Raw genomic sequence first — 19,658 nt, forward strand, 5'->3', positions numbered from 1 at the left:
ATGCACTGGCGCGGGGGCACGTTGCGGAGGAACATGGACACCGTGAACGCCGCAGCCCGCCGCATCCAGAGGATCTACCTCACCCTCACGCTGGGCAACACCCTTGCGGCCTCGTTCATCTGGGGTGTGAACACCCTGTTCCTGCTGGATGCCGGCCTCAGCAGCTTCGAGGCCTTTGCCGCCAACGCCTTCTTCACGCTCGGCATGGTGCTGTTCGAGATCCCCACCGGCGTCGTGGCCGACGGCTGGGGGCGCCGATACTCGTTCCTGCTCGGCACGCTGACGCTGGCCGGCTCGACGTTTCTCTACTGGCTGCTCTGGCAGTTCCACTCGCCGTTCTGGGCGTGGGCGATCGTCTCGATCCTGCTTGGCCTCGGCTTCACCTTCTTCTCGGGCGCCGTGGAGGCGTGGCTGATCGACGCACTGCGATTCACCGGATTCGAGGGCGGCTTCGAGCGGGTGCTCGGCCGCGGCCAGATGGTGACGGGCGCCGGCATGCTCGTCGGCTCGGTCGTCGGCGGCGTGGTCGCCCAGGCGACGAACCTCGGCGTGCCGTTCCTGATGCGCGTCGGCGTGCTCCTCATCATGTTCGGGGTGGGGCTTGCCCTGATGCGCGACGTCGGCTTCACGGCGCAGCGCTCTGCGCACCCGTGGGAGGGGGCGAAGCGGGTGTTCACGGCATCCATCGACGGCGGGCTGAAGAACCCTCCCGTGCGCTACGTGATGCTGGCCGCGCCGTTCACCGCCGGCGTGAGCATCTACGTCTTCTATGCGTTGCAGCCCTATCTGCTCGAGCTGTTCGGCGACCCGCACGCGTACTCAATCGCCGGTCTGGCCGCGGCGCTGGTGGCCGGCTCGCAGATTCTCGGTGGCTGGCTCGCGCCCTACATCCGGATGCTGTTCCAACGGCGCACCAGCGCGCTCATCGTCTGCACGGTCGGCAGCGCCGTGCTGCTCGGCGCGCTCGGCCTGACCGGCTCCTTCTGGGTCGCACTCGTGCTCCTGGCCGTGTGGGCGATGATCGGCTCCGCCGTGCTGCCCGTGCAGCAGGCCTACCTCAACGACATGATCCCCTCGGCGCAGCGGGCCACGGTGCTGAGCTTCGGCTCGCTGATGGGCTCGACAGGAGGGGTCGTGGTGCAGCCGGCGCTCGGCCGGGCCGCCGACATCTACGGCTACCCGGCGTCGATCGCGATCGGCGGGCTGGTGCAGCTGATCGCGGTGCCGTTCCTCGTGGCCAGCAGGCGGCAGAACGCGCCGGCCGACCGCCGCCGCGACGGCGACGAGCCCGCTGTGGTCGAGGTGGTCACGCCCGAGCTGCCGTGAGCCCCTGCTCGTAGGCGAAGATGACGGCCTGGATCCGGTCGCGCAGCGCAAGCTTCATGAGCACCTTGGAGACGTGCGATTTAACGGTTGCCTCGCCGACGAAGAGCCGGGCCGCGATCTCTGCGTTGGAGAGGCCCAGCGCCAGCAGCTGCAGCACCTCGGCCTCGCGCTCGGTCAGGCTGGCGAGGGCGGCAGCGTGCTCGTTGGTTGAGCCTGTCTGAGCCGGTCCCGGGATTTCGGGGCGTCCGTTGGTTGAGCTTGTCGAAACCAGTCCCGGGATTTCGGGGCGTCCGTTGGTTGAGCTTGTCGAAACCGGTCGTGGGATTTCGACAGGCTCACTCAGCGGGAGGGCGCGCTCACTCAGGGAGGGCCGGGCCGCGGGCGCGATTCCGGTCGTGGCCGCCGCGATTACCCGGCGGGTGACATCCGGCGACAGGAGGGCGTCGCCGCGCGCCAACACCTGCACCGCGTTGACGAGCTCCTCCGGTGAGGCGTTCTTCAGCAGGAACCCGCTCGCGCCGCTCTGCAGCGCGGTGAACAGGTAGTCCTCGCGGTTGAACGTCGTCAGCACCAGCACGCTGGAGCAGACGGCCGGGTCCGCCGTGATCAGCCGGGTCGCCTCCAGCCCGTCCATGCCGGGCATCTGCACGTCCATGCAGATGACGTCGGGGGCGAGCGCGCGGGCGGCCGCCACGGCTTGCTCGCCGTTGCCGGCCTCGCCGACCACCTCGATGCCGGGTTCCGACTCCAAGATGATGCGGAAGCCGGCGCGCACCAGCTCTTGGTCGTCGGCGAGCAGCACGCGGATGACGGCTGGCTCGCTGCCGGGTTCAGTCATTGTCTGCACTCGCGGGTTCTCCGTTGATTGGGCTCGTCGAAACCAGCGCCGGGGCGATCGGGAACTGGGCTCGCACCAGGTAGCCGCCGCGGGCCCGCGGGCCGATCTCGATGCGGCCACCGACGGCAGCGACCCGCTCGCGCATGCCGATGTGGCCGAGGCCGGAGCCGCTGGCGCTGTTGGTGGCGCGTGCCGCCCCGCCGCGGGCGCTCGCGCCGACCCCGGTGTCGCTCACCTCGAGCTCGACCGCCTCGGCCAGGTAGCGCACCCGGAGGTCGGCCCTGGCGCCGCCGCCGCCGTGCTTGCGCGCGTTGGTGAGCGCTTCTTGGGCCACCCGGAAGAGGCTCAGACTGACCCCGCCCGGCACTCCGCGCGCCTCGCCGATGACGCTGAGCGTGACGGGCAGGCCGGCGGCCTCGGCATCCGCCACGAGCTCTGGCAACTGCTCGATGCCGCGCGTGCTGCTGCTCTGGTGGGCGGGGGCGGCTCCGGGCTCCGGCTGTTCGGAGCGCAGGGTGCCGAGCAGCAGGTGCAACTCGTCGACGGCGCTGCGCGCGTTCTGCTCGATCGCGCTGAGCGAGCGGCTCGCCTGGGCGGGGTCGCGCTCCAGCACCCGGCGGGCGGCTCCCGCCTGCACGCCCATGACCGAGACGTGGTGGGCAACGACGTCGTGCAACTCGCGGGCGATGCGCAGGCGCTCGAGGGCGACGGCCTGCTGCTTGGTGCGTTCCCGCTCTGCGGCCAGCTCGACGGTGCGCTGCTCGAGCAGCGCCTTCGCCCGCGCCGAACGATAGGCGCTGTCGCCGAAGAACCAGGCGCCGCCGAAGTAGAGCAGGTTCGTGATGATGTTGATCAGGCCGTAGGCGAGATAAGGGGAGAGGGAGCCCTCGCGCGGCAGCTCGGGCAGGTAGTCCTGCACGGCCGAGTAGTAGACGAGCTGCCAGAACACCCACGCGAGCATGCCGGAGACGATGACGGCGCGCACGATGGTGGCGACCTTGCGGTTGCGGCCCCAGGCGCCGACGGAGTAGATCGCCACGAACAGGCAGATCTGGCTGAACAGGAACTCGCCGGTCTCGAACACGTACGCCGCGGCGAACGCCAGCGATGACACGACCGCGACGGCTTCCGGCCAGCGGCGGCGCAGCGCGAGCGGCATCGTCACGGCCACGATCCAGAGCGTCGACTGCCAGCCAGGGGTGTCGCTGAACGTGCCCGTCGCCCGGAACAGCACGAGGCTGATCGTCGTGCCGATGGCCAGCGCGAGGGCCAGCAGCAAGTCGTTGCGGTAGCCGGTGCGGCCGGGGCGCGGGCGCACCCACTCCTCGTTCAGCCCCGCCTCCGTGGTGTCGCTCATGGCTCCACGCTAGTGGGGCGGGCGCCGGGGCGGATCCGCCGTGCGGGGGAGTCGGTGCCCTGCACGAGGCGGCCACCGACCGGTCAACCAACGGTGAGTCCGCCGACGCCGCGTCTATGCGGGAACGGTGATGCGTTCTCGGCTGCCACGTATGACAAAAATGACGCCGATGAGGGAGACCAGGCCGACGAGTGGAAGGAAGGCCGACACGATGTTCGACAACTCGGACGGGTGTCCGTGTGCCACCGCGAAGACCGAGAAGTCCCAGACGGCGTGCAGCACCATGGCGAAGATCAGGGTTCCGGTGGTGCGTCGAAGGATGTAGAAGGCTGTGCCGACGAAGAAGGCGAAGATCACCTGCTCGACGGTGACGAAGAGGCCCTGGCCCAACACGATGTTGACGAGGTGCAGCAACGCGAAGAGCAGCGAACTGAGGAACCACACCCAGCCCTCGCCGAGTTTGCTGCGCAGCGCGACGACGAGCAAGCCCCGTGTGGTGAGCTCCTCCGTGAAGCCGACGAGGAGCAAGACGATCGACGCCCCGAAGAAGGCGAGGTCGTAGGATCCCCAGTCGGTGAAGAGCAGGTTGGCAAGCGCGAGGATCGCGAGCAGGGCGGGGGCGATGATCGGCCACTTGTGGCGGCTGGTCTGTTTCTCGAAGAGGGCGGGCCGCCACCAGCCCAGCGCGGTGGTCGTCAGTGCAAGTGCTGCAGAGGCAACGATGAGTGAGATGCCAACACCGAAGAAGAGGTTCGACGCGTTGTCGCCCCACGTGTCATAGGAAATCCCGGAGAGCATCTGGACGGTGAACACGAGCGCCGCGTAGCCGATCCAGATCACAAGCCCGATCCAGACTCGTGGCCTCACCTTCAAGGGGCTGGCGATGTCTCGGTTGCTGTGCGGTGCGGTCATGCGGTCTCTCCTCGTGTTCTGCGCTCCTACTCTCTCGCACACGTGGCCCCGGGGTGCTCTGCGCGCGCCGACATGCTGCCACCGGTGTTCACGCCTGCTCTGGCCCCACGTTCGCGGCCACGGGCGAGTGGTTTCTACCGTGGGGCTTGTTTAAAGGAAGATATGTTCCTATAGTTCGGGTCATGGCACGCAGACGACCGGGAACGCTGTTCCCCTTGAGCTCGACATCCTGGAATGTGGGATCACCTTGCAGAGCGCCGACGGCGACTTCTACGGGTTCGCCCTGGCCAAGGCGCTCGCCGGGCGCACCGACGGCAGGGGGCTCACCGCCCACGGCACGCTGTACAAGGCGCTGGGCCGCATGACGGATGCCGGCCTGCTCGAGTCCACGTGGGAGGACGCCGCGCTCGCCGAGGCCGCCGGCCGCCCGCGCCGTCGGCTGTACACGGTCAGCGGCGAGGGCGCCCGCGCCTACCGCGCCGCGCTGGTTGCCGCCGCCGCGCCAGAGGCCCACGGCACGGCAGCCTTCGCATGAGCGCCTCCCTCGCGCCCGCCCCGCACGGGGCGGCCGGCAGCGGTGTCGGCGCGGTGCTGCGCTGGTGCGCCTGGTACACCCGCGGCTTGCCGGAGCAGGTGGCGGCTGAGCGGCGCGACGAGATCGCGTCCGATCTGCACGAGCACGCGGTGTGGGCGGCGGAGCAGGGCATCTCGGCCTCGGCGTTAGCCCGCGGCATCCGTCTGCGCGCGCTCGGCGGGGTCACCGCCGACCTGCTCTGGCGGCACAGCCAGCTGCGGCAGCACGAGAGCGCAGAAGCGATCGCGCTCCGACGCAACTCCAGGGGCGGGCTGCCCGTGTTGGCCTACACGCTCTCGCTGCTGGTGCTTGTCGCCAGCGGCATCGTGGTGATCCGGGTGCTGAGCAGCGTGGGCCCCGGCGACGCCGCGTTCCACGCGCAGGGCGCGGCCTCGGCCGTGCTCGCCCTGGCCGCAAGCGCCTGCGCCCTCGCCATGATGGCCCGCAGGCAGACCCGCTGGGTGGGCGCGCTCTGGATGATCGTCGCCGTCTACTGCCTGGTGCGCTACGGCACGAAGGCGCTCGTCTACGCGAGCGCGACAAGCGGGCAGCTGGCCTACTCCGCGGCCGCGTGGGATGCCTTCGGCAAACTGCTCATCGTCGGCCTGGCCCTGTTCTTCACGGGGATGGCCGTGCGCTGGGCGCCGAGCCGCCGCGCAATCGGGCGCGGCGTGCAGGCGGCGACGGCGCAGGTGGGCGTGCGGGCGGCTCGCGTGGCAGACAGCCTGAATGTCGGCCCATCCGCCGTGGCTCCCAGCTCGGGGCCGCTCGCCACCGTTCGACGGGCGGCAGGCGAATGACGCGCCCGCTGCGGGCGATCGTCAGCGGGGCGCTGATCGCCGCCGGCCTCGGCGTGAGCGCCGTCGCCGTAGTCGGCATGGCGCTCACCGCCTCGGCGACGCCGATGGTTGGCATCGTGCTGAAGCCGAGCGGCACGGGGGCCACGCAGCAGCCTGCGGCATCCGCCGCCGGATCGGGCGCCCCCGACGAGCACGAGGAGGCGCTCGAACGCCCACTGGACCCGCTGGTCGCAGACTCCCGCGCCGTGATCGACACCGACCGGGAGCGCGCCATATTCGCCGCACTGCAGAACGAGTGCATGGCGGATGCCGGCTTCGACTGGTGGGACGCCGGGGGCGTCGACAACCAGGGCAAGCTCGGCGCCCTGAGCCAGGACGAGCAGTTCGCGGTCTACGCGGCGCTGCACGGCGACAACGCCGGCCCCGAGTACCGCTGGGAGGCGGCCGGCTGCTACGGCTACGCCCTGCACGAGACCGGGAACGACGACAACCACTAGAACGCGACTCAGAACGGCCGCAGCAACTCGCGCACGAACCAGTGAGACACCATGAGGGGAACATCATGAAACGCAGGATCATCGGCATCGTTGCCGTAACAAGCGTCGCCGCGCTCGCCGCAGCCGCGTTCGCGCTCTCGGCGCAGGCCGCACCGTGGCAGCACACGACCACACCGGCTTCGTCGGAGTCGCCGGCAGCCGGCGACGTCGAGCCCGCATCGACGCCGGAGGCACCCACCTCGGAAGCGCCGGCCGCCGAGCCGGCCGCCGAGCCGGCCGCCGCCCTCGACCCGATGGCGGCGGACTACAACCCGTACACCGACCCGGCCAACCCGGACTATGTGACGCCGGCCGCCAAGGCCGACTGGTACGCGAAGAACTCCGTCGTGCGCAAGTGCATGACCGATCTGGGCTTGGGCTTCGAGACCATGCCGTGGTGGTTGGGGGGCAGTCCGCAGCCGAAGGGGCTCGACAACAACCAAACGATCGCATGGACGATCGGCTACTACGGCGAGAACTACATGTCGCCAACGGGTGGGCCGGAGGAAGCCGGGTGCTCGGGGCTGATGCAGCTGATCGACGACGGCGTCATCGCAGCCCCGCCCGTTCCGGTCCCCGCCGATCCAGTGGGACTCCCGACCGAGCGCCAGACGTGGCTTGCCTACCAAGACCTCGTCCGCAGCTGCATGAAGGAACGCGGCTACGAGTACCTCTACTGGGAATGGTGGAACCCGAAGTACCAGACCCCGTTCGACCCGTTGGCGACCGAACCAGAGCCCTTTGCGCCGCAGCCGCAGGACCAGACCGAGGAGCAGGCCGCGGCCTGGACGCTCGCACTCAACGGTGACGCAGAGCCGTTCCCCGACTACCGCTGGGAAGACGCCGGATGCAACGGGTACGCCACCCATGCCTCCGGCAACGACAACATGCACTAGCTGTCGGATGCCGCACGCCGCAGGGCAGGCGGCAGGCAACAGAGGGCGGGACCCGCGAATCGCGAGTCCCGCCCTCCTCCTGTGTCAGCCGCGGTGTTGCCAGACTCAGCGCGCGTCTCGCGCCGTCTGGCGTCGACGTGCCACCAACAGTGCGGCCCCGAGCATCGTCAGCAGCGCTGCTCCCGCGACGAGGGGGCCGGCGTCTGCGCCCGTCTTGGCAATCGGATCCGCTGCAGCGGGTGCCGCTGCCGGGCCGATGACCAGTTCGAATGACCTCACCCCGTATGACGTCTGGCCGACGGCCACGACGGTGTGTGTCCCCGCTCCGAGCGAGGCCAGGGTGGCAGGGGTGAGGGTGATCGTGACACCATCGGCGCCGGCGGGGACCGTGCCCAGCAGGGTGGGCGCCGAATAGGCGAACACGTCGACGAAAGAATCCCCGGTGCCCCATTCGAACGTCGCCGTCTGAGCCGTCGCCGGGTCCACCGGGCCGGCGGGCAGGCCGAGGTCGGTCTGCGGCCGCAGATCGCCGGTGGCCATGAAGAAGCTGGGGAGCCCGGACGAATCGGCGACGGGCGCCGCGGCGGCGGGCAGCTGCGGTGCGGTGACGGCCGCAGTGAGCGCGCTCGTGACCGTCGTCGGCGTGTAGCCGGCGAGTTCGCCGGTGACCATAACGCTGACCTGGTACGTGACGAACTTGCGGTTCACCGTCGTCGTCGGGGCGTTCCTCTTCTCGATGGGCTCCCAGATGAACTCGTCGCCGTTCAGCAACCACTTGTACGAGAACACGGTGCCGTCGGGCCAGCCGCCGAGTGAAGCGGTGAGCACCTGGTCGAGCACCGGCTTGCCGGTGACCGTGACGGAACCCGCGGGCAGCGCGGGCAGCTCCGGTGCGGGCGCGCCGAGCGTCCACCAGGAATGCACCCAGTCGATCTTGGTGACAACGCTGGTTGTGTCGGCATTGGTGCGCAGGCCGAAGCCGGTCACCTGCGGGGCAGCCTCGCTGCCGGCGGCGACGCGGAGCAGCTCGAGGAGGTCGGCGAGGGGCAGCTCGGCTCCCGCGGGAGTGTTGCCGATGCTGCTGCTGGTGGTCCACGTGTCGGCGAGATTGACCCGGTTTGTGCCCGCGCGCGGGGCGACCGGGCTCAGCGTCGTCGATCCACTCGCTCCGAAGATCACGGGCACCTGGTAGAAGGCCGGGCCCGAATCGGTCGTTGTGGTCCACGAGATGGAGTCGTCCTCCACGCCGCCTGTGAAATCAGGGAGGCGCAGCGGCTCGGCAAACGCATAGATCATCTCAGATCCGCCGCTGATCTGGATGCCGCCGGGCACATCCGCAAAGCTGTCGGGCGCGTCCGTGTCGCCCCGGTGCCAGCCTTCCGACGCGGTTCCCGCGGCGGCGATGTCGGACGCATTGACATGCATGGCGAGCCGGACGGTCGCCGCGGCCGGGGCTGCGGTGACGAGGGATGCGCCGCCGATCAGGGCGAGGCTGAGGCCGAGTGAAAGGCTGCGGGTGAGCCGATTCTGGGAGGGGTTGTTGGTCATGGTTGTGTGTTCTCCTTTCATGTCAGTGGATTGTTCGCAGCCTCAGCGAGGTGGCGAATCGAATCCGACATGAATGCCGGCACACGCGCGTCCCCCGATGCAACTGCTCGCAGCATACTGCCGGGAGTCACCAAAATGGGGGACGTGTTCACATTGTTATTTTTGCGGGCTGCCTAGGGGTTTTTCTGCCTCACGGACAGGGTCAGGCGTGCCCAGGCGCGGGGCTCAGCGTGATGCGCGAGCCGTTGAGAGCGGAGGCCGGCGTGCTCCAGAGCCCGACGACATCTGCAGCGAGCTGCGGCTCGAGCCCGGCGAGCGACTTCACGACGAAAACGACCGCAGCGGCCGTCGGCGGCTCGGGGGCCGTGGCCTTGGCGAAACCCTGCGCGACGGCGCGGGTCCAGGCATCGGCGGCAGCCTTGGCCGCGGCGTAGTTGGCGCCGCCGGCGAGCGGGCGCTCCACCGAGGTGCTCGACACGATCGCGAGGCGGCCGGCATCCGAGGCCAGCAGATCGTCGTTGAAGGCGCGCGTGGTGTTGCGCAGGGTGCCGAAGGCGGCCTCGAGCGCCCGCCAGTCCTCGTCGCTCTGGCCGGCCAGCCCGCCGCCGCCGCGCCATCCGCCGACCAGGTGCACCAGCCCGTCGAGGCCGCCGTGGCCGTGCTCGGCCGCCTGGCCGCGGATCTCGGCGGCGAGGGCCTCGACGGCGGAGAGGTCGCCGAGGTCACAGACGCGGGTGATGGTGCCGGGCACGGACGCCGCGAGCTCCGCGAGCCGGTCGGCGTTGGAGCCGACGGCGATGACGCGGGCCCCCGCGCTCTGCAGGGCCGCGGCGCAGGCATGCCCGGCGGCGCTCGTGGCGCCGGCGATCAGCACGGTGCGGCCGGCGGCGCTGGACGGGGTGGCGGGGACCGAGGGGCGGGGCGACTCTGGCGTGCTCATGCTCTCAGGCTAGTCATCGGCTGTGCGCAGGGCCACCGTTCACGCGCACGCCGTGACGGCTTCCGGCCGGGTCGCGGCCAGAGGAGACGTACAGAGAAGACGTACAGAGAAGACGTACAGAGAAGAGGGGCACTGCCGTGTGGCAGTGCCCCTCTGTGCGAGCGAGCGGTGTGCTCGGCTGCGCTGTTAGAGCTTCGTGCTTCGGCGGCGCACAACGACCAGCGCGGCGCCGAGCAGCAGCATGAACGAGGCGGCGGCGAACGGAAGAGTCGCCTCGACGCCGGTCTCGGCCAGGCCGGCCGTGATGTTCAGTGCGTACGCCTGCACGGACTTCGAGCTCTGACCCACGACGACGAGGGTGTGGTCGCCGGCTGAGAGCTGCGAGAGCAGCCCGGTGGTGAGCTCGATCTGCACGGCGCCATCAACGACGGCGAAGGTGCCGACGAGGGTGGGCGTGGAGTAGGCGTAGACGTCAACGAAGTTGTCCGCGCCCTCCCAGGCAATGGAGGCGGTGTGGTTCGACCCGGCGTTGAGCGACCCGGCAGGCAGACCGGCGGCATCCTGGGCCTGCACCCCGGCGGGCGCGTTGGCTGCCAGGAAGGCCGGCAGCTCGGAGGAGCTGGCGACCGGTGCGGGAGCGGCGGGCAGCTGGGTTGCCGTGACGGCCGCGGTGAGCGCGCTCTGCGCCCGCGTCGGCGAGAAGCCGTCGAGGGTGGCGGTGACGTTGACGCCGATGAAGCGGGTGACCACGTCACCGGTGACGGTGTAGCTGGTGCCCGTAGCGCCCTCGATCGGGCCGCCGAGGTTGCCGCCGTTGTAGAACCACTCGTAGCTGAGCTCGGTGCCGGCGGGCCAGCCCGCGGTGGCCAGGGTCAGGGTCTGGCCGACGACCGGCGAGCCGGCAACGGTGACCGTCACGCCATCGAGCGGGATGGCGGGCGGGCCGCCGAAGGTGAACGTCGTGCCGAAGACGTCGAGGGCCGTCAGGTAGCTGTAGCTCTGCACGGAGTTGATGCCGTAGCTGACGACCTTGGTCAAACCGGCGTCCTCGAGCGCGGGGAGAATCGTCTCCAGCGCGGTCGGGGTGTTCGGGGTGATCCCGGGAAGCTGGGCGTTCACGGTCCAGGACGAGTCCAGGCCGGGTGCGTTCGTTCCGGCGACAGCGCCGGAGAAGCGCAGGTCGGCGCTCTCCCCGAGTTCGTTCTGCACGGTGAATTCGAAGGTAGACGGCGAGGAGTCCTCGGTCGTGGCCCAGGTGATGCGCTTCTCGGTGAGGGCATCGGTGTAGCTGGAGAGCGCCTGCGGCGTTTCCAGCGTGTTCGTGATCGTGCTGCCGTAGGGGAGGCCCAGCGCTCCGCCCTCGTCTGCGATGCCGTCGAGGGAGTAGCTGAACCAGCCGATGCCGCCGAACCCGGCGGTGATGTCGGCCTTGGCGATGTGGGTGGCGACTGGCGCTACGGCGGATGCCGGTGCGGCGGCCGCGAGGGCTGCGCCGGAGAGCAGGGCGACGCCGAGTCCGAGCGCGGCGCCGCGGCGAAGCCGGGCGCCCAGGGTGGTCTGATTCACGAGTGCATGTCCGTTCATAGGGGGCAGATCACCCGTGCCGCGAACCAGACTGATTTCGCCTGCAGTTCGTCGGACGAACGCCGACTCTTCCGGCGAGATCCGCCTGAGCTTATCGGCCGGAATGGCCGCACGGCGTCCACATTTTTTGAATGTGACCACGAATGGGGGTGCTGGGCGAACGAGGCGGTTTCCCGAGCTCCGGGCACAACGAAAGTGCGCGGGTGACCAGTGTTGGTTTCGAACACCGGCCACCCGCGCACATCGTCGCGCGGCCTGGCGCTAGGCGGTGGCCGCCGTGATGCCGATCGTCGATTCGATGACGGGCTTCATCTTCTTGTCGAGCGCCTCGAAGAACATCGACAGCGGGAACTCGTCGTCCAGCACCAGGTCGGTGTAGCCCTTCGGGGCGCCGGCGAGCACGTCTTCCGGGAGGCCCTTGGCCCAGTGCGACGCCGGGTTCGGGGTCAGCGTCTCGGCGATCATGTCGTACGCGGCCAGCCAGTGCGCCTTCTTCGGGCGGTCGATCGACTTCCAGTACAGCTCGTCGATCTGCGCGCCGAGGGCGATGACGACCTCGGGCACGGCCTCCCAGTCGAAGGCGAGCCGGGTGTCGGTCCAGTGCAGCACGTGGTGCTGGTGCATCCACGCGAACAGCAGCTGGCCGCCGAGCCCGTCGTAGTTGCGCACCCGGCTGCCGGTGATGGCGAAGCGGAAGATGCGGTCGAAGATCACCGCGTACTGCACCAGCTTGGCGTGCTTGCGCGCCTCCGGGCTGGCGTTCTCATCACGCTCGATCGCGACCGACTCGCGGAACGCGGTCAGGTCGCAGCGCAGCTCCTCCAGCGAGTAGAGGAAGAACGGCATCCGCTGCTTGATCATGAACGGGTCGAACGGCAGGTCGCCGCGCATGTGCGTGCGGTCGTGGATCAGGTCCCACATCACGAACGTCTCTTCGGCCAGCTTCTGGTCGTCGAGGAGCGTCGCGGCGTCCGCGGGCAGTTCGAGCTTGGTGATCTCGGCTGCCGCGCGCACCACGCGGCGGTAGCGGGCCGCCTCGCGGTCCTGGAAGATCGCGCCCCAGGTGAAGGTCGGGATCTCGCGCATCGCGACCGTCTCGGGGAACAGCACGGCCGAGTTGGTGTCGTAGCCGGGAGTGAAGTCGACGAAGCGCAGCGGCACGAACAGCTTGTTGCCATAGTCGCCGGCCTCCAGCTCGCCGATGAACTCGGGCCAGATGACCTCGACCAGCACGGCCTCGACGTAGCGGTTCGAGCTGCCGTTCTGCGTGTACATCGGGAACACGACGAGGTGGCGCAGCCCGTCGACGCGGTGCAGCTGCGGCTGGAACGCCATCAGCGAGTCGTAGAAGTCGGGCACGCCGAAGCCGGCGGCGCTCCACTTCTCGAAGTCGGTTGCGAGCGCGGCCAGGTAGGCGGCGTCGTGCGGGAACAGCGGGGCGAGCTCGCGCACGGCGGCCACGAGTGTGGCGACGTGGGCGGCGGATGCCGGGTGCTCCGCGGCATCCTGAACAGAGCCGTCCTGGGCCTGCACGGCCTGCAGCGCGATTGCGGCCTGCTTGAGGCGCACCCACGCGGGGTGGTTCTCGACATCGGCGGCGAGGGCGATGTCCAGCGCGGTGGTCAGGCCGTCTTCGACAACCTCGGGCTCACCGACCAGTGCTTGCGCAATGTAATTCGACATGGGAACCTCCCGTCCTCGTAGACGGCCGCAGGCGGTGCGGAATGCAGCGCAGGCGGCAACGTGTGCGCCAATGTGGCGTGTGCTCAAGGCTAACGAGCGAAGCGCTGCGTTTTCATGACGGAGTGCGCAAGGATGCTGCGTTCTGGCCGAGTTTTGCGCGGCGAAACGGTGCTCTGCTGTGGATTCCCGCGTTGGCTGCGGGACATAGGCTGAGCCGGTGCAGTTCTCCCTCTGGCTCGCCCTGCTCGGCGCCACCCTCGTGATCAGCCTCACGCCCGGCGCGGGCGCGATCAACACGATGAGCAACTCGCTGAACGCGGGGTTCCGGCGCTCGATCTGGGGCATCCTCGGGCAGCAGGCCGCACTCATCATCCACATCGTGATCGTGGCGCTCGGCGTCGGCGTGCTCGTTGCCAGCTCGCCGATCGCGTTCAACGTGATCCGCTACGCCGGTGCCGCCTACCTCGTCTACCTCGGCATCCGGCAGTTCCTGGCGAAGCCGTCCAACGACGAGGAGAGCGTTGAGCTGCGGCGCAATGAGCCGGCTTGGTCGATGTTTCGGCGCGGGTTCTGGGTGAACCTGCTCAACCCCAAGGCGATCGTGTTCTTCCTCGCCTTCCTGCCGCAGTTCATCCGCCTCGACCAGCCGCTGCTGCCGCAGTACCTGGTCGTCGCGGTCACGGTGATGGTGGTCGACATCCTCGTCATGTGGTTCTTCTTCGCCGGGGCGGCCCGCTCGTTCCAACGGTTCACCCGGGACGCCCGCGGCCAACTGATCCTCAACCGCATCTTCGGCTCACTGTTCGTGGCCGTCGGCGCGATTCTCGCCGTCATCCACTAGTCGCGCACCCGCGCCGCGGGAGACCTGCTCGCGCTGCCCTCGCCCCTCCAGCAATCGAGAAGCAAAAAAACGCGCCAAGACCCGGGTCTTGGCGCGTTTTCTTGCTTCTCGATTGCTGTGCGGCGTGCGCGAGTGGGCTACGCGAACAGCTCGCGGATGTCGGCCGCGGTCAGCGCCCCGCCCGAGGCCGCGCCGTCGCTCATCACGCTGTCGAAGAGCTTCGACTTGGTCGCCTTCAGCGCCATCACCTTCTCCTCGATCGTGTTCGTGGCGACGAGCCGGTAGACCATCACGTTCTTGGTCTGTCCGATGCGGTGGGTGCGGTCGACGGCCTGCGCCTCTGTGGCCGGGTTCCACCACGGGTCGAGCAGGATCACGTAGTCGGCTTCGGTGAGGTTCAGCCCGAATCCACCCGCCTTGAGGCTGATCAGGAACACCGGGTTCGTGCCGTCCTTGAACTCGGCGATGGTCTTGGCCCGGCTGCGGGTCTTGCCGTCGAGGTAGGAGTAGGCGATGCCGGCCGCGTCCAAGCGCTCCCTCGCCTTCGCCAGGTATCCGGTGAACTGGCTGAAGATGAGGGTGCGGTGCCCCTCTGCCACGGTGTCTTCGAGCATCTCCAGCAGCACGTCGAGTTTCGTCGACGGGATGTGCGCGTACTTCTCGTCGTACAGGCTGGCGTCCAGGCTGAGCTGGCGCAGCATGGTGAGCGAGCGGAAGATCTCGAAGCGGTTCGCGTTCATGTCTTCGATCAGACCGAGCACCTTCTGCCGCTCCCGATGCAGGTGGGTGTCGTAGACGGTGCGGTGCTGCGGGGCGAGCTCGAGCTCGAGTACCTGCTCCTGCTTGGCCGGCAGGTCGCTGGCGACCTCGTCCTTGGTGCGGCGCAGCATGAACGGGCGGATGCGGCGGCGCAGCTGCGCCAGCCGCTCGTGGGCCTCGTCGTCGCCGCCCTCGATGGGCTTCTGGTAGAAGTCGGCGAACTTGGCCGGGGTGGGGAACAGCCCCGGCGCCGTGATCGAGAACAGCGACCACAGCTCCATCAGGTTGTTCTCCAGCGGGGTGCCGGTGATCGCGAGCTTGAACGGCGTGTTCAGGCGTCGGGCGCACTGGTAGGCCCGGCTCTGGTGGTTCTTCACGAACTGGGCCTCGTCGAGCAGCATGCCCGCCCAGGGCAGGGCGTCGTATTCGTCGAAGTCGAGCCGGAACAGCGTGTACGAGGTGATCACGACATCCGCCCCCGCCGCCAGATCGGCCAGGCTCTTCGAGCGCTTGCCGCCGGTCGCGGTGATGGTCGCGACCCGCAGGCTGGGTGCGAACTTCGCGCACTCGCTGGCCCAGTTGGGCACGACGCTGGTCGGCGCGACGACCAGGAACGGTGGGGCGGATGCCGCGGCATCCGCCTGGCTCGGATCGACCTGGCCCGACTGCTCCGCGTGCAGCCGGCGGCTCTCGGCGATCAGCGCGATGGCCTGCAGCGTCTTGCCGAGTCCCATGTCGTCGGCCAGCACGCCGCCGAGTCCCTGCTCGTAGAGGAAGCCGAGCCACTCGAAGCCCTGCTGCTGGTAGCCGCGCAGGCTCGCGTGCACCGTGCCGGGCAGGGCGCGTGGTCCGATCTCGCTGCCGGCGCTGAGCCCGGCGACGGCGCGCTGCCAGGCCTCGGCCTGCTGGCTGACGATGCCGAGCTCGGCCAGCTCGTCCCAGAGATCCGCCTGGAACCGGCTGAGGCCGAGGCCGGGCGCGTTCGAGTCCTGCAGGGTGCGCGCCTCGGCGATCAGGCGGCGCAGTTGCTGCAGTTCGGGGCGGTCGAGGCTGAACCAGACGCCGTCCGGGAGGATCATGACCTCCTGCTCGCGGGCGAGGGCCAGGAACAGGTCGTCGAAGTGCACGGTGTGGCCGTCGACGCTGACGTCGACGGCGAGGTCGAACCAGTCGCGGTCGCCGGGGCGTTCCTGCGTGCCGACGGCGATCAGCGGCGCCGCCTCTGCCTCGCGGTAGGCGGGTCGTTCGCCCTGGAACCGCACCGTGACGTCGGCGGACCCCTCGAGCTCTGCGACCTCCGCGGCGAGGAAGGCGATCATCGAGACGCCGGTGAGGGCGCTGTGTTCGGCCAGCTGAGGGGTGGGTACCCGGGCCTCCGGCTGCGCGCCGTCGACGAGGGCGGGGTGCCGGCCCAGCAGCGGCTCGAGGGTGGCCAGGATGGCGCGTTCGCCCGCCGTGTCGCGGTACTCGGTGGCATCCGCTCCGGCCCACAGTCGGCGGGTCGCGGCGTCGTCGTTCGCCCGCGCCGGGTCGCGGTAGCGCCAGCTCCAGTGCAGCTCGATGCGCTCGGTGCCGTGCGGCGTGATGGTGAGCAACAGATTGGGCAGCGGCGCACTGGCCAACTCGACGGAGGCGTCGGTGCTGGTCAGCGTGAGCTGCCGGCGCAGGTGCGGGTAGTAGCCGGTGAAGAACGCCTTCTCATCGGCGGCGGGCACGACGAGCGCGCTGTCGGCCGCGGCGAGTTCGCGGATGCTCGCGTCGATGGGGGCGCTCAGCGCGGTGAGGGTGAACCGTGCCTCAGAGAGCGGTGCGCCGGGGGCCAGCGGCAGCCAGCGCGCGACGCCGTATGCGGGGGTGCCGAGCGCGAACAGGTTGCCCGCCTCGAGCGCCTGCCGCTCGAACGTGAAGGTGGGGGTCAGCCGCAGCTCGGCGTCACCCCGCACGAGGTCGAGGGTGAGTTCGATGGCGGCCTCGTCGAGGGCGACGGGGGTCTGCTTCTTGTCGGCGCCGACGAACGCGACACCGCTGGCGTGCGCCGACAGGAGAAGTTCCCAGAGCGCACCGGTGCGCAGGTTCTCCAGCGACATGGCCTCGTCGACGTACGGCTGGTAGAACTTGCGGTTCGAGTACTCGTCGTGAATCTGGCGCAGCGCCCGCAGCTGGGTCGGGATGAGGTCGAGGTCGGCAGAGCCGAGGCTGTTCCAGCGCAGCGCCCCCTTGACCCACCTGCCGCTCTTGCCGAGGTGCAGCGGCCGCAGGGTCAACCGGGGCGGCCTGGCGGGGGCGCCCCGCGGGGTGCGCCAATCGCGCGAGCCCGGCACCAACTCGAACTGAAGGGCCATCGGCTTCGCCCTGGCTGCAGTCGCATCCCCGCGGGTGAGCGAGTCGAGCGCTGAACGCCAGTCGGGCCCGGGCGGTGTGGATGCCGAGGCGGTGTCCGCACGCGGGCCGCCCAGCTCGGCCAGGAGGTCGGTCGCGCGGGCACCCTGCTCGGGGGCCGAGCTGGTCGCGCGAGATTCCAGCAAGAGCGCGATGACATGCTTGCAGTTGCTGCCCGTCGGGCAGGTGCAGGAGCCGATCGGGTTGACGAGGGTGCCCGTCGCCCCCCGCTGGAACGTGACGGTCGTGACGTAGCGTTTGGCGCTGCTGCCGGCCACGCTGCCGACCACTCTGAGGCCGGAATCGCTCCAACGCAGGCGGCCGACGAAGCCATCCCTGGCGTAGCGCTGGCCGCGGGTGAAGGTGCGCGCGTCGGTGAGTCGCGCGATCTGCACGTCGCTGAGAGAGTGGGTCATGACATTCCGGAACGCTGGAGGGGAAACCTCCATTGTTTCACCCCCTTGCTGCGAACTGCCGCCGCCCGGGCTCCGCGTAGAGTCTCGGCATGACAGCCACACAGCCCCAGGCCCCGGAAGAGCAGACGGCGGCGGCCGTTCAGGCGGCGCTCGCCGCGGTCGCCGACCCGGCCAGAGCGGCATCGAGCCAGGGCTTCTTCAAGACGGCGCCCGGCCAGTATGGTGCCGGGGATGTGTTCATCGGCGTGACGGTTCCGCAGCAGCGCGCCATCGCCCGTCGGCTCGGCGCACTGCCGCTGGCCGAACTGGACCTGCTGCTCGGCAGCGCCGTGCACGAACACCGGCTCACCGGGGTCATCATCGCGACGAAGCAGTTCGAGGCGGCCAGCGGGCCGCGCAGCTTCGACCAGGCCCGCCGGCAGGCGCTCGCCGACTGGTATCTGGCGGCGGTGCGGCAGGGGCGCGTCAACAACTGGGACATCGTCGACACCTCGGCGCCCGGCATCCTCGGCGGATGGCTGTTCGATCGCCCGCGCGACCTGCTGTTCGAGCTGGCGGCGAGCCCCGTGCTCTGGGAGCGCCGCGTCGCCATGATCGCCACGCAGGGCTTCATCACCCGCGGCGACGCATCGACCACGCTGCAACTGGCGGCGCTGCTGCGCGACGACCGGGAGGACCTGATGCAGAAGGCCGTCGGCTGGATGCTGCGCGAGGTGGGCAAGCGCGTCGACCGCGCCCTGCTGGTCGGCTTCCTCGATGAGCATGCGAGCCGGATGCCGCGCACCGAGCTCAGCTACGCCACCGAGCACCTCGATCCGGCGCTGCGCGCGCACTACCGCGCGCTCCGTTGAGCCCCGCCGCCCCGCCTCGCCTCCCGATGCCCCGGCTCGCCTCCCGATGCCCAACCTGCGCCCTCCCTGTGTGGCCGGTCAGCGGATGCGGCCGTCCAACTGCCCCGAAAAATCGTTTCAGTGGCGTGTTTTCCGGCTCGCATCCGCCGACTGGCCACGAGAGGTGGCCGCGCTCCGCTGAGCGGTCGCCCTAGTCGGCCGAACCCAGCCGCCAGAGCGAAGTGATCTCAGCGGCGCGAGCCACGTGCAGCGGGTCGCTCGCGTCGCTGGAGCGGGCGTGCGTCGGCCGGGTGTCGTGCCGCTCGAGCACGCGCAGGCCGGAATCCTCGATCAGGTCGAGCAGTTCGCCGCGCGAGCGCAGTCCGAGCCGCTCGGCGAGGTCGGAGATGATCAGCCAGCCCTCGCCGCCCGGTGCCAGGTGCGCGCGCAGGCCGCCGAGGAACCCGCGCAGCATCCGGCTCTCCGGGTCGTAGACGGCGTAGTCGCTGGGGATGCGCGCCTCTGCCGGCAGCCAGGGCGGGTTGCAGACGATCAGGTCGGCGAGGCCGGGCGCGAACAGGTCGGCCTCGATCACCTCGACCCGGTCGACGAGGCCGAGCCTGGTCAGGTTGTCGCGGGCGCAGGCGATGGCGCGCGGGCCAAGATCGGTCGCGGTCACGCTTCGGATGCCGCGCCGTGCCAGGATCGCGGCGAGCACCCCGGTGCCGGTGCCGATGTCGACGGCGCGGCTCGCCTCCGCCGGCAGCGGGGCGGTGGCCACGAGTTCGAGATACTCGCCGCGCACGGGCGAGAAGACCCCGTAGTGCGGGTGGATGGTCGATTCCAGCTCTGGCACGTCGACGCCGCGTCGGCGCCACTCGTGCGAGCCGATCACGCCGAGCAGCTCGCGCAGCGAGACGAGCGAGTCGAGGCTGTCGTCGCCCGGCCCGTACGCCTCGGTGCAGGCCTCCCGCACATCGGGCGCCCGGCGCAGCGGCACCACGTAGCCGGCGTCCAGCGGCACGAGCAGCAGGCCGAGCAGCCGTGCCCGGTGGAAGCTCTGCTCGCGGTGCTGGCGGAACGCCAGCGCGAGGTCGCGCGGCGGGCGCCGGTTGCCCTTGTCGATGCGAGCCGCGAGCGCGCGCAGCAGCTGGCGCGCGGCCTGGTAGTCGCCGCGCCACAGCAGCGCGCTGCCGCCGCCGACCAGCCGGTGCGCCTCGGCGGCCGGCATCCGTTCGTCGGCGATCACGATGCGCTCTGGCGCGGGCCAGCCGCTCTCGGAACGCCAGAGCGCCGAGCGCTGCGCGCCGTCCTCAAGCCAGCTCACGCGCGCGGGCTGTTCCTGCGGGGCGGCCGGGGGAGGCGGGGTGCTGGGCATTTCTGGCCGATCTGTGACACGACACGATGCATCGACGACTTGCTCGCTCGTGCGCGAGAAA

At 70.0% G+C, this 19,658-nt stretch carries 16 protein-coding genes; 7 read left to right on the forward strand and 9 right to left on the reverse strand.

The features are described from left to right. Positions 1-33: 33 nt before the first annotated feature. Positions 34-1,326 carry an MFS transporter gene (locus AWU67_RS15670; protein ID WP_067231219.1) on the forward strand — a complete coding sequence of 431 codons (1,293 nt, stop codon included), beginning with the start codon at positions 34-36 and terminating at the stop codon, positions 1,324-1,326. Here AWU67_RS15670 and AWU67_RS15675 read toward each other — a convergent pair. The 3 genes from AWU67_RS15675 to AWU67_RS15685 form a co-directional block, all read right to left on the reverse strand. Further along, a complete protein-coding gene (locus AWU67_RS15675; protein WP_067231222.1) occupies positions 1,307-2,164 on the reverse strand; it encodes a response regulator transcription factor in 858 nt (285 codons plus the stop codon). The genes AWU67_RS15670 and AWU67_RS15675 overlap by 20 nt on opposite strands. After that, positions 2,157-3,521, reverse strand: coding sequence for a sensor histidine kinase (locus AWU67_RS15680; RefSeq protein WP_067231225.1), 1,365 nt, complete (start codon positions 3,519-3,521; stop codon positions 2,157-2,159). Before AWU67_RS15680 ends, AWU67_RS15675 begins: the two co-directional genes overlap by 8 nt. Before the next feature lie 114 nt (positions 3,522-3,635). Continuing rightward, the gene (locus AWU67_RS15685; protein WP_234407287.1) at positions 3,636-4,433 is read right to left on the reverse strand and encodes a CPBP family glutamic-type intramembrane protease; all 798 of its coding nucleotides are present in this window, start codon (positions 4,431-4,433) and stop codon (positions 3,636-3,638) included. A 247-nt stretch (positions 4,434-4,680) separates the two neighbouring features. On the opposite strand from AWU67_RS15685, the gene AWU67_RS15690 reads away from it, so the two are divergent. From AWU67_RS15690 to AWU67_RS15705, 4 genes are all read left to right on the forward strand, one after another. Next, positions 4,681-4,968, forward strand: a complete 288-nt coding sequence (locus tag AWU67_RS15690) for a PadR family transcriptional regulator (protein ID WP_067231227.1) — start codon at positions 4,681-4,683, stop codon at positions 4,966-4,968. Beyond that, on the forward strand, positions 4,965-5,807 hold the full coding sequence (locus tag AWU67_RS15695; RefSeq protein WP_067231230.1) for a hypothetical protein: 843 nt from the start codon (positions 4,965-4,967) through the stop codon (positions 5,805-5,807). Before AWU67_RS15690 ends, AWU67_RS15695 begins: the two co-directional genes overlap by 4 nt. Next, a complete protein-coding gene (locus AWU67_RS15700) occupies positions 5,804-6,304 on the forward strand; it encodes a hypothetical protein (protein WP_067231232.1) in 501 nt (166 codons plus the stop codon). Before AWU67_RS15695 ends, AWU67_RS15700 begins: the two co-directional genes overlap by 4 nt. A gap of 65 nt (positions 6,305-6,369) precedes the next feature. After that, positions 6,370-7,239 carry a hypothetical protein gene (locus AWU67_RS15705; RefSeq protein WP_067231235.1) on the forward strand — a complete coding sequence of 290 codons (870 nt, stop codon included), beginning with the start codon at positions 6,370-6,372 and terminating at the stop codon, positions 7,237-7,239. Positions 7,240-7,344: 105 nt separating this feature from the next. Here the strand turns inward: AWU67_RS15705 and AWU67_RS15710 are convergent, their stop codons facing one another. From AWU67_RS15710 to AWU67_RS15725, 4 genes are all read right to left on the reverse strand, one after another. Next, on the reverse strand, positions 7,345-8,787 hold the full coding sequence (locus tag AWU67_RS15710) for a hypothetical protein (protein ID WP_067231237.1): 1,443 nt from the start codon (positions 8,785-8,787) through the stop codon (positions 7,345-7,347). 202 nt (positions 8,788-8,989) lie between these two features. After that, entirely contained in the window at positions 8,990-9,727 is a 738-nt protein-coding gene (locus AWU67_RS15715) for an SDR family NAD(P)-dependent oxidoreductase (RefSeq protein WP_067231240.1), read from the reverse strand. Positions 9,728-9,913: 186 nt separating this feature from the next. Beyond that, the gene (locus AWU67_RS15720) at positions 9,914-11,293 is read right to left on the reverse strand and encodes a hypothetical protein (RefSeq protein WP_160329776.1); all 1,380 of its coding nucleotides are present in this window, start codon (positions 11,291-11,293) and stop codon (positions 9,914-9,916) included. A gap of 279 nt (positions 11,294-11,572) precedes the next feature. Further along, positions 11,573-12,994 (reverse strand): DUF6421 family protein, encoded by a 1,422-nt coding sequence (locus AWU67_RS15725; RefSeq protein WP_067231245.1) that lies wholly within the window; start codon positions 12,992-12,994, stop codon positions 11,573-11,575. Positions 12,995-13,211: 217 nt separating this feature from the next. Between AWU67_RS15725 and AWU67_RS15730 the strand changes: the two genes are divergently transcribed. Further along, positions 13,212-13,835, forward strand: a complete 624-nt coding sequence (locus AWU67_RS15730; protein ID WP_067231247.1) for a LysE family transporter — start codon at positions 13,212-13,214, stop codon at positions 13,833-13,835. 137 nt (positions 13,836-13,972) lie between these two features. Here AWU67_RS15730 and AWU67_RS15735 read toward each other — a convergent pair whose 3' ends face one another. Next, on the reverse strand, positions 13,973-17,389 hold the full coding sequence (locus tag AWU67_RS15735; protein ID WP_067231250.1) for a DEAD/DEAH box helicase: 3,417 nt from the start codon (positions 17,387-17,389) through the stop codon (positions 13,973-13,975). An 89-nt stretch (positions 17,390-17,478) separates the two neighbouring features. Between AWU67_RS15735 and AWU67_RS15740 the strand changes: the two genes are divergently transcribed. Next, on the forward strand, positions 17,479-18,240 hold the full coding sequence (locus AWU67_RS15740) for a DNA alkylation repair protein (RefSeq protein ID WP_067231252.1): 762 nt from the start codon (positions 17,479-17,481) through the stop codon (positions 18,238-18,240). A 190-nt stretch (positions 18,241-18,430) separates the two neighbouring features. On the opposite strand, the gene AWU67_RS15745 is transcribed toward AWU67_RS15740, so the two are convergent. After that, positions 18,431-19,546 carry a methyltransferase gene (locus AWU67_RS15745; RefSeq protein ID WP_234407288.1) on the reverse strand — a complete coding sequence of 372 codons (1,116 nt, stop codon included), beginning with the start codon at positions 19,544-19,546 and terminating at the stop codon, positions 18,431-18,433. Positions 19,547-19,658 lie beyond the last annotated feature (112 nt).

Origin of the sequence: Microterricola viridarii, from assembly GCF_001542775.1 — a bacterium.
Lineage (GTDB): Bacteria > Actinomycetota > Actinomycetes > Actinomycetales > Microbacteriaceae > Microterricola > Microterricola viridarii_A.